13 protein-coding genes and 1 pseudogene are annotated in these 9,911 nt (G+C 63.9%); 12 read left to right on the top strand and 2 right to left on the bottom strand.

The window, feature by feature from the left end; translation table 11 throughout:
• The 5 genes and pseudogenes from RMO18_RS20165 to RMO18_RS20145 form a co-directional block, all read left to right on the top strand.
• A pseudogene (locus tag RMO18_RS20165) lies at positions 1-313 on the top strand (terminase); the annotation flags it as partial.
• Entirely contained in the window at positions 304-657 is a 354-nt protein-coding gene (locus RMO18_RS20160) for an HNH endonuclease signature motif containing protein (protein ID WP_309668309.1), read from the top strand. The pseudogene RMO18_RS20165 and the gene RMO18_RS20160, both read left to right, overlap by 10 nt.
• Positions 642-1,895 carry a phage major capsid protein gene (locus RMO18_RS20155; protein WP_309668308.1) on the top strand — a complete coding sequence of 418 codons (1,254 nt, stop codon included), beginning with the start codon at positions 642-644 and terminating at the stop codon, positions 1,893-1,895. The genes RMO18_RS20160 and RMO18_RS20155 overlap by 16 nt, the downstream gene beginning before the upstream one ends.
• Positions 1,895-2,449 (top strand): HK97 family phage prohead protease, encoded by a 555-nt coding sequence (locus RMO18_RS20150; protein ID WP_309668307.1) that lies wholly within the window; start codon positions 1,895-1,897, stop codon positions 2,447-2,449. The genes RMO18_RS20155 and RMO18_RS20150 overlap by 1 nt, the downstream gene beginning before the upstream one ends.
• A 1-nt stretch (position 2,450) precedes the next feature.
• A complete protein-coding gene (locus RMO18_RS20145; protein WP_309668306.1) occupies positions 2,451-3,530 on the top strand; it encodes a phage portal protein in 1,080 nt (359 codons plus the stop codon).
• Between the two features lie 175 nt (positions 3,531-3,705).
• Here the strand turns inward: RMO18_RS20145 and RMO18_RS20140 are convergent, their stop codons facing one another.
• Positions 3,706-3,882 carry a hypothetical protein gene (locus RMO18_RS20140; RefSeq protein ID WP_309668305.1) on the bottom strand — a complete coding sequence of 59 codons (177 nt, stop codon included), beginning with the start codon at positions 3,880-3,882 and terminating at the stop codon, positions 3,706-3,708.
• A complete protein-coding gene (locus RMO18_RS21170) occupies positions 3,879-4,115 on the bottom strand; it encodes a helix-turn-helix domain-containing protein (RefSeq protein ID WP_405054111.1) in 237 nt (78 codons plus the stop codon). Before RMO18_RS21170 ends, RMO18_RS20140 begins: the two co-directional genes overlap by 4 nt.
• Positions 4,116-4,182: 67 nt before the next feature.
• Here RMO18_RS21170 and RMO18_RS20135 point away from each other — a divergent pair, with 67 nt between their 5' ends.
• The 7 genes from RMO18_RS20135 to RMO18_RS20105 all read left to right on the top strand — a co-directional run.
• Complete coding sequence (locus tag RMO18_RS20135; RefSeq protein ID WP_309668304.1) at positions 4,183-4,395, top strand: hypothetical protein; 213 nt, start codon at positions 4,183-4,185, stop codon at positions 4,393-4,395.
• Positions 4,392-4,643: a hypothetical protein gene (locus tag RMO18_RS20130; protein ID WP_309668303.1), complete on the top strand. Its 252-nt coding sequence runs from the start codon at positions 4,392-4,394 to the stop codon at positions 4,641-4,643. Before RMO18_RS20135 ends, RMO18_RS20130 begins: the two co-directional genes overlap by 4 nt.
• Before the next feature lie 58 nt (positions 4,644-4,701).
• Positions 4,702-5,484, top strand: a complete 783-nt coding sequence (locus RMO18_RS20125) for a hypothetical protein (protein ID WP_309668302.1) — start codon at positions 4,702-4,704, stop codon at positions 5,482-5,484.
• A 181-nt stretch (positions 5,485-5,665) separates the two neighbouring features.
• Positions 5,666-6,682, top strand: a complete 1,017-nt coding sequence (locus RMO18_RS20120; RefSeq protein ID WP_309668301.1) for a site-specific integrase — start codon at positions 5,666-5,668, stop codon at positions 6,680-6,682.
• Between the two features lie 247 nt (positions 6,683-6,929).
• Positions 6,930-8,189 carry a cation:proton antiporter gene (locus RMO18_RS20115; protein ID WP_309668300.1) on the top strand — a complete coding sequence of 420 codons (1,260 nt, stop codon included), beginning with the start codon at positions 6,930-6,932 and terminating at the stop codon, positions 8,187-8,189.
• 65 nt (positions 8,190-8,254) lie between these two features.
• Positions 8,255-9,130, top strand: coding sequence for a phosphoserine phosphatase SerB (gene serB, locus RMO18_RS20110; protein ID WP_309668299.1), 876 nt, complete (start codon positions 8,255-8,257; stop codon positions 9,128-9,130).
• A gap of 150 nt (positions 9,131-9,280) precedes the next feature.
• The coding region (locus RMO18_RS20105) for a TSUP family transporter (RefSeq protein ID WP_309668298.1) at positions 9,281-9,911 on the top strand (631 nt) is incomplete at its 3' end.

Raw genomic sequence — 9,911 nt, 5'->3', positions numbered from 1 at the left:
GGCCATGCAGGCCGGTGGTCTAGGTCGGGTACCATTCATCTGGCGCGGCTTCGGATGGAAGGACGGTTCGGAGGACCTTGAGCGGTTCCGCCGCGCGCTTTTCGACGGCGAAGTGAAGGTCGCGCCCTCGATGCTGCTGCGCTTCGCCTTTGCTGACGCGATCACGTTGGTCGACCCAGCGGGCAATCACAAGCTGGCCAAGGCGCGCAGCCTGGGGCGGATCGATGCTGCAGCGGCCACCGTTCTGGCCGTCGCCCAGGGCGCGCGCATGAAGGCGGCACCTCAGAGGAAGGCGCGCATATCATGGGGCTGATCAAGCATCGTCGCCACTCAAAGCAGGTTACGTCCACGCGGCGGTGGCAGGTGTTGCGCCACCAGATCCTTGAGCGTGACGGTTGGAAGTGCCGCAGCTGCGGTGCCCGCGGGCAACTTGAGATCGATCACGTCAGGTCTGTCCGGCTGGCCCCGGAACGCGCCTTCGACCCCGACAATCTGCAGGCGCTTTGCCCGAGCTGCCACACCAAGAAGACCCGGATCGAGTGCGGACACCCCGCCCCGGTTCAATCGCCCGAGCGCGACGCCTGGGCACAAGCCGTTGCCGATCTGGCTCCGGTTCCATCCACTAAGCAAAAGGACCCATCATGCTTGACTCAGTGAAAATCATGCGGCGGCAATCTGAAATTCGCGCCGCCCTTTCTACCCTCGCAGGCAAAGAGAAGCCGACCGAGGACGAAACCCGCTCGATGGACAACCTCGACGCGGAATACCGCACGAACGAAACCCGCTACCGGGCTGCGCTGATCGCCGAAGACGGCGAGCGCCGCGAGGCCGGTGCACAGCTGGAAACCCGCGCCGGTGGCGAGTGGGACGCGCTGGTGGCTGGGTTTGAGCTTCGCCAGGTCGCGCTGCACCTGGACGAGGGCCGCGCCATGGATGGCCGCACCCTTGAAGTCGTGACCGAGCTGCGCAGCCGGGGCGGATATCGCGGGACGCCGGTTTCATGGGCCGCGCTGGAACGCCGGAACACGGTGGCCGCGAACGTGCCGAACCCTCTGCAGACGCTCCCCATCATCGACCGGCTTTTCCCGGATTCGGTGGCTGCGCTTATGGGTGCCCAGATGATCGCAATCGAAAGCGGTCTGACGGAGTGGCCTGTCACGACCAGCGCGGTCACTGCGGGTTGGCAAGCGACGGAAGCCGGTTCGGTGGCCGGGCCGACGCAATTCACCACGGTGGACAAGGCGCTGGCCCCGAACAACACGCTGGGCATCCGCATGGCGATCAGCCGCCGCGCGATGCTGCAGACCGGCGCGGGCCTTGAAGAAGCCGTCCGGCGCGACATGAACGGTGCCATTCAACAGGCCTTGGATGTGGCGATTTTCCGGGGCGCTGGTGCCTCTGGCGAACCGCTGGGGGTGATGACGACGCCCGCGACCTACGGGATCACCAGCACGGCAGTCGGGGCAGGTGCCACCTGGGCGGCCTTCCGGGCAGCGGTGGTGCGTTTCATGATCGCAAACGCTGCAGGGGCACCTGGTGCGGTGCGGCTCTTGATCCGGCCGGAAGTCTACGCCCGGATGGATGGCGCGCTGATCGCCTCGACGGCGGTGAGCGAGTGGGACCGGATGCTGGCCAATATCCCGGCGGAAAACATCGCCATGAGCTCAAACGCTCTGGCCGCGCCGGTCGCGAACAACACGAACGCGCTTCTCACCACGAACGCGGGCGGGATCGCGCCGATCTTCGTCGGCATGTGGGGCGCGGTCGATCTTATCCGGGATCCTTTCTCGGATGCGGCCAGCGGTGGCCTTCGCCTGACCGCCCTGACCACGGCTGACGTGACCGTGGCGAGGGGTGCGCAGCTCGAGGTTCTGACCGGCGTGAGTGTGGTCTGATGCTCTGGGGCGGTAATCTCGGATCGCTCGAGGTTCGGGCCGAAGGCGGGGAAACTCGCCTTCGGGCAGCCTTTCCTTATGGGGCTGAAACCGAACTGGCACCGGGACGGCGCGAGGTTATCGCCGCCCGGGCCTTCGCGGACCGGATCGAGGCGGGCGAGGATATCCACCTGCTGTCAGGCCACGACTATGAAAAGCCCCTCGCGTCACGCGCGGCGGGCACCCTCACCTTGCGAGACACGGACCAGGCGCTTGTCCTGGAGGCGCGGATCGACGCGGGCACCAGCTGGGCGCGGGACTTCCTCGCTGCCCATGCCGCCGGTCTGATCCGGGGACTGTCACCCGGATTCCGGGTGCCAGAGGGCGGGGAGAAGATCGAGCGCAGCGGCACGGGCCTGTTGCGCACCATCACGCGGGCAGAGCTTTACGAGCTGAGCGCGGTCACCGTCCCGGCCTATCCGCAAGCGCAGATCGAGGCCCGCGCATGGGAGGCGGCGACGGCCGATCCCCTTCGCGGCGGGCTGCACCGAACCTTGAACCGTTGGAGGGCCTGACATGGGTTTGATGGATATCTTTCGCCGCAAGCCGGTGGAGGCGCGCAGCTCTGGGGCTGGATACACTGCAGCAATCATGGCCGCGCGCCAGAGCTACATCAGCGGTGCATCTGGCATCGGCGAGCTGACCGCCACGGTTCAGTCCTGCGTCACGTTGTGGGAGAATGCCTTCGCCCTGGCCGATGTGCAGGGCACGGATTTTCTGACCAGGCCGGTGATGGCCCTTATCGCCCGTAGCATCGCCCTTCGCGGCGAGTCGGTGATGATGGTCACAGGCGACGGCCTGGTGCCCTGCAGCGACTGGGACCTGTCCACCAGGAATGGCATCCCGCGAGCCTACCGCGTGAGCATCCCAGAGGCGGGAGGGCCGCGATCCCAGACCGCGCTTGCCGCTGAGGTGCTGCATTTGCGGATCGGTTCGGACATGGTGGCCCCGTGGTCGGGCAGCGCGCCCTTGCGGCGGGCACCCTTGACCGCAGAGCTGTTGCACCAGGTCGAAAGCGCCTTGCGCGACGTTTACCGCGACGCCCCATTGGGGTCTCTCATCATTCCCCTGCCTGACAGCGGGTCGGATGACATGGAGACCATGCGGGCGCAGTTTCGCGGTCGGCGAGGATCCTCGCTTGTGGTCGAGGGCATTGCCCAAGCGACGGCGGCAGGGATGCACCCGAACCTTGGGAAGTCGCCCGACCAGCTGTCGCCCGACCTGTCCAAGAGCATGACCGGCGAAACGCTTGAGGCGGCGCGGGATGCTGTCGCTATGTCCTTCGGTGTCCTGCCGGGACTGCTGAACCGGGGCACCACGGGGCCGATGGTGCGGGAAGCGCAAAGGCACCTCTGCGGATGGGTGCTGCAGCCCATGGCCGAGCTTCTGGCTCAGGAAGCCAGCGCCAAGCTGGGCGCGTCCGTCATGATCGACGTGGGACGGCCGCTGCAGGCCTTCGACGCTGGCGGCAGGGCGCGGGCACTGGCCCAGATCATCGAAGCGATGGGCCGGGCGAAAGAGCTGGGCCTGTCGGCGGACGAGCTGGAATCGGCGCTGCTGTCCGTCAACTTCGGCGGCGGCGACAACCTGTCATAGGAACGGGCTGGGGTGCGCCCTGCGGTTCGCTTGGCCGCAAAGCATCTGGGCAAGACGGCGAGTGCCCGAAAACCCCGTCATGGCGCGGCTGGGACATGACAGCGCGGCGCAGGGGATCACGCCCGATCCGGGGCGGGGATCCCAGGGGCCGGGTGGCGCGCAATGACGCCCGGCCCTATCCTTTTGTAACCTTCGTCTGGTTGATCCATCGGCTCATAGCCTGGTCAATCTGGTGCAAGATGGTCTCGGACCGGGCGTAGTCCTTCCGCTTTATCAGCTCTTCCATGGCCATGTGCAGACCGCGATGCATGTCTTTCACGTCTTCAATGGCTTCCTTGTTTGCTTGCTTCATGGGACCGTTCTTTCTCTGAGCCTCACGCCCGCGCCCCCGCCGTTCTCTGCGATGAATTCCACCCCGGCGGCTTCAAGCGCCGCGCGGATCGCGGCAGTCGCATGGCCCGGACCCGTCGCGTCTGTCTCTGACCGGGTGACAGTGTTTCGGTGAACGCCCGCCTTGTCTGCAAGGTCGCGGACCGTCCAATTCACTAAACCGCGCGCCGCCCTTATTTGTGCACTTGTCACCATGACATTTCCCTGTATGGTGCGCTTGTCACCCTCATGGTGACGGAACCACAGAAACAGGAGAAACGCAATGCCGGACAAACCCCAAGCCATGACCGCTCATCTCGCGGCGATGCAGCGTGATGTCTACACCGTCGAAAGCCTGGTCAGCGTGATCGTTGCCTGTGGAGACAATCCCAAGCGGACCGGACTGGTTATCCAAGCTGCAGAGGCCGCTCAAGAGCTCTTGCTGACCATCGGGCGGGGCTTGGATTCCGTCGAGCTCGAAAAGGTAGCGGCATGAGCATCGCCCATTTCGAATTCACGCCTTTGCGCATGAACACGCCGCTGGACAACCTTACGGCCGCGATCAGCATTATTCAGACGCAGGTCCTTGCCCATGATTCTGACTGCAAGCCGGAAGTCATGTTCGGGCTTTACCACCTTCCAACCGATCAGATGCAGGTGGCCGTCGCGCTACTTGTTGGAATGCTCGGCGAGTTGGAGAGCCTGCGCTGGCGAGACGGCGCACCGGGAGCGGTGGCAGCGTGAGGCTTGACAGCCCCATGCCATGGTGTTTATGGTTCAACACCATAGCATGGGGCTCACGATGACGTTCGATCCCACGGAACATTTTCAGAAGCTGACCGAGGCTTCCCAGATTTGGGACAAGCCGCAATTTACCGTCTCTGAAGTCTGCAAGATTACCGGAGCCACCCCCAAGGCGCTTGAGCACTTCCTGAACCCGGCGCGCGGTCTTGTCCGGCTAATGGGCGATTGGGTGAACCCCGGCACCGGCAAGCGACGAATCTTTACAGGTGCGCAGGTCCTGCAGATCGCGGCCGCTTACACCATGAACCACATCGGCTTCCCGCAGCGCTGGTCAATCGGCCTGTCGGATCAAGTGGCCCGTCGCGCTAAAGCCCGCACCATCGGCCTGGCCGTCCAGACGGAAATGTCGATCATCACCTATCCCATGTCGAATGGCGACTGGGCCTCGATCCCGGTCTACCGGGAAACGACCGAACAGCCAAACCTTCCTGTCGCTGTGCAATTGCTGGACGTCGACCGGATGATTGACCAGGTGCTTGCACATCTGCAGGCCATTGTTGCGGGTGAGGACATCCCGGACTTCACTGTCCCGGACATCGTGCCCGAGCCCAACTGGTTTGGGCCTAAGGGAGGTCAGCGCGCTTGGAAGAAAGACGACGCAGGGAACTGGCTGCTTAACGGACTGACCCTTGAGGAAACACGCGAATACATGGATCTGCACGGCTGGCACCTTGAGGGTGACGAGCTTGTCACAGAAGACGGGCCCAAACTTTACGGCGCCGATCTGGAGCGGTCTGTATACCTTGCCGACAAGCATCACTCAGCGGGGCCTGCATACTAATGGCCAACAGCGCCGCCCTCTTGCCCGACTACACGACCCCGGCAGAGCTGGCCGCGCACCTGGTCATTTCGGAGCGGACGGTGCGGGAAATCGCGCGTCGCCTAGGTGCCTATCGTCTGTTCGGAAAACAGATGATCTTCCTTGAGGGTGATGTTCAAACCATTCTGGAGGCCGCGAAGCCATGCCCCTCAAGATCACAAAGCGCGGCGCGGTCTGGCACTTCGCAGGCACCGTCGCCGGTCGGCGACTTCGCGGCTCTTGCGGCACTGCGGACAAAGCCATTGCCCAAAGGGTCGCGGCGGAAGCCGAAGCACGGGAATGGAAACGTCATCTCGATGGGCCGGGGGCACACGTGACCTTTGCTCAGGCATCCATCGCATACCGCCAAGCGGAAAAACCGACGCGCTTCCTGGACGTGATCGAGAACCATTGGCAAGACACCCTGATACGGGAAATCACGCCGGGCGCGGTGCGCCAGTCTGCGATCAAGCTTTACCCTAAGGCAAAGGGCGCGACCCGGAACCGGCAGGTGATCGTCCCGACGCAAGCGATCATCAACCATGCGGCATCTCTCGACTGGTGCAGCCCGATCCGGGTGAAACGGTTCGATGTGGACGCCAAGACAAAGCAACCGGCAACCGAGGCATGGGTCGAGGCCTTTGCCTCGCACGCTTCCTCGCACCTGGGCGCGCTGTGCTATTTCATGTTCGGCACGGGTGCCCGGATCGGCGAAGCTGTCGCGATGACGTGGCAGGGCGTAGACTTGGTGGCCCGGACTGCAACCCTGCACGGTCGCAAGCCCAAGCCTTGGACGCGGACCGCCCATCTGCCGCCCCCGGTGCTGGCCGCGATTGCAAACATCCCGTCCGAGCGGAAGCCCGGTGATCCTGTCTTTGGCTACCTCGAGGCAGGCAACGTGAAGCAGGTTTGGGATCATGCGGTGCAGCGCGCCGGGATCGATCGGCTCACCCCGCATTCGTGCCGCCACGGCTTTGCAACCACACTCTTGCAGCGTGGCATTGACCCCAAGACTGTTGCCCAGGCGGGCGGCTGGAAAGACGTTGCCACCGTCATGAAATACTACGCTCACGCGATGGATGACACGACCGTCACGGACCGGCTCTTTGGCACAAATCTGACACAAACCGCCAAAGTGAAAGGCACAACTAACGGAAAACAAAGGAAGAAACAGGCATGAACCGTTCCCTTCGTTGGGGAAGGGTGTCCCACCGATGGGGATAAGCGGAGGAACGCGGTCGTACAAGTGGAAAAATGAGCTAGAAGCGATGCTTTGCGCCGAAAAGGCGACGCATCTTTGAGCCAACGGAAACGTGGAGGAGCGAAACTTCGGGTTTGTGATCCCCCATAGACCGGTGATCCGTTTGCAACGGCGGCATGTGCTCGTACAGTCGGGCTGCAACCCATTTGACCAAAAGGGAGGCCTGATGCCCCACGACGTTCCGCTGATCACCACAATGGCCACCGGACTGGCGCTGGCTTTTGTGCTGGGCCTTTTGGCGCATCGCCTGAAGCTGCCGTTGATCGCGGGGTATCTGGCGGCCGGGGTGATGATCGGGCCGTTCACGCCCGGCTATGTCGCGGATCAGAAGATCGCGGCGGAACTGGCTGAAATCGGGGTGATCTTGCTGATGTTCGGGGTCGGCCTGCACTTTTCGCTGCGCGAGTTGATGGCGGTGCGGCGCATCGCGGTGCCGGGTGCTGTGGGGCAAATTAGCGTAGCGACCGCCTTTGGCGCGGGGCTTGGCTGGCTTTTGGGTTGGGGGCTGGGGGCGGGGCTGATCTTTGGCCTGGCGCTGTCGGTTGCATCAACAGTTGTGCTGCTACGCGCGCTGCAAGATCGAGACATGGTCGGCGCGGGCGCAGGTCAGATCGCGATCGGCTGGCTGATCGTCGAGGATCTGGTGATGGTGCTGGCGCTAGTGATGATCCCGCCGCTGTCGGGGCTGTTGGGCGGGCAGGCGCAGCCGCTGGATCCGGAGCTTGTTGCCGTGGGGAAATGGGGCATCGGCACGCTTGGGGCCACGCTGCTAGTCACGCTGGCCAAGGTTTCTGCCTTTGTTGCTGTGATGCTGTTGGCGGGGACGCGGGCGATCCCATGGCTGCTCGACTACACCGCCCAGACCGGCCAGCGTGAACTTTTTCGCCTGTCGGTGCTGGCCATTGCACTGGGCGTGGCATTGGTGGCGGCCAAGATCTTCGGGGTGTCGTTTGCGCTTGGCGCGTTCTTTGCGGGCATGGTGATGGCGGGATCGACCCTGTCGGCGCAGGCGATGAAAGATATGCTGCCCCTGCGCGATGCCTTTGCCGTGTTGTTCTTTGTGTCGGTCGGCATGCTGTTTGACCCCTCGGTGTTGTGGGAAAGTCCGTTTTCCGTGCTGGTGACGGTTGTCATCATCGTGGGCGTCAAATCAGTGGTGGCGTTTGGCATAGTACTGGCCTTTGGCCATCCCCGCACGACGGCGCTGACAGTTGCTGCATCGCTGGCGCAGGTTGGCGAGTTTTCCTTTATCGTCATCGTGATGGGTGTTCAGATGGATATCGTTCCGGTCGAGGCGCGCGATCTGGTTGTGGCGGGGGCAATCGTATCGATCCTGGCCAATCCGCTGCTGTTTCGCGTACTTTTGGGGCCGCGCCAGACACTTGAGGCTGCCAACAAGCCCAAAGCCGCCACTCCGGCGGACTAATCGTCCCCGGCTGGTCAGCGCGCATGTTTCATGGTTAGACGGGCGGCCACAAATCGGATCTTTGGATGCACATCGCCACCCTTCTGACCAACCCGGCCCGTCCGACACTTGACCGCACGACCGTCGAAGCGCTGCGCAATGCGTGGGGCGGCGGCGACGCGCGCTGGCTGCATCCGGGGGTGGCGGCGGAGTTTGCGTTGGGGTCGGTGCCGGAGAACCTGTGGAAGGTCTGGGAGGGCTTGCAAAGCCTGGGCATCGACCTTGCGGTGCAGGTCGCCGAGGGGCGCAAGAAGCGGCTGCTGATCGCCGATATGGACAGCACGATGATCCAGCAGGAATGCATTGACGAGTTGGCAGACGAGGCCGGCGTCGGCCCGCATGTGGCCGGGATCACCGCGCGGGCGATGAATGGCGAGCTGGATTTCGAAGCGGCGCTGCGGGAACGGGTGGGCCTGTTGCGCGGCTTGCCTGACACGGTGATTGGGCGCGTGCTGCGCGACCGGATCACGCTGATGTCGGGCGGGCCGGTTCTGGTGGCCACGATGAAGGCACATGGTGGCCATGCGGCGCTTGTCTCAGGCGGGTTCACCGCGTTCACCACCGTCATCGCCGCGCGCTTGGGCTTTGATGAGGATCGGGCCAACCGGCTGGAAGTGTCGGATGGCGTTTTGACGGGCCGGGTCGCCGAGCCGATCCTTGGCAAGCAAGCCAAGCTTGACGCGCTGGAACAGATCGCCGCGCGACTTGGCATCACGCCACAAGCGGCCATCGCGGTTGGCGATGGGGCGAATGATCTGGCGATGCTGGGTCGTGCCGGGGCGGGGGTGGCGCTGCATGCCAAGCCCTCGGTGCAGGCGCAATGCGACATCCGGGTGAACCACGGCGATCTGACGGCACTGCTGTATCTGCAAGGCTACGCGCAGAATGACTTCGCGACCTGACCCAGCACAATACCGTTCAGTAAGCACCTCGCTCATCCGCCCTCCCGCGCCCGATCACCGTTCCGTGGTAACGCCGGCAAGCGGGGGCTCGATGCCCCCCGAGGCGGCTCCCCCCTTGCCGAACATCCGGCAAAGCGCCACAAGCGCTCCATGTTCGAAGTCGCGACCGACCTTGCCCTGCTCCTCATCCTTGCGGCCTTCTGCGCCGGGTTTGTCGACAGCATCGCGGGCGGTGGCGGTTTGATCACCGTCCCGGCCCTTCTCCTCGCCGGAGCATCGCCCGTCGAGGCGCTGGCAACAAACAAGCTGCAGGGCACTTTCGGCGCAGGAACTGCAATGGTCACCTATGCCCGCGCTGGCCATGTGCGGCCCATCGAACAGCTGGGCATGGCCGCAGTCAGCGCAATTGCGGCGGCAGGCGGCGCTCTGGTAGCGCATATGATCCCGGCCGAGGTCTTGCGGCTGGTCATGCCAGCCATCCTGATCGGCGTGGCGCTATTCTTCGCTTTCAAACCCGGTCTCACCGACGAAAGCGGCGTGGCGCGGATGCAGCCCGCGGTGTTCACCGCCACGGCCGTACCCTTGATTGCCGCCTATGACGGGTTCTTCGGGCCGGGCACCGGGTCGTTCTTCATGATGGGGTTCGTGCTTTTGGCCGGTTATGGCGTGCTGAAGGCCACGGCGCATACCAAGATGCTGAACTTCGCTTCCAACTTTGGCAGTCTGCTGGTGTTCATCCCGACGGGTGCCACCTGGTGGGTCACCGGCTTTGCAATGGCAG

The sequence above is a fragment of the Tabrizicola sp. genome (genome assembly GCF_031377265.1).
Taxonomy (GTDB): Bacteria; Pseudomonadota; Alphaproteobacteria; order Rhodobacterales; family Rhodobacteraceae; genus JAUYQR01.
The sequence above is the reverse complement of the archived record's forward strand: the minus strand, read 5'-3'. Positions and strand labels throughout refer to the sequence as shown.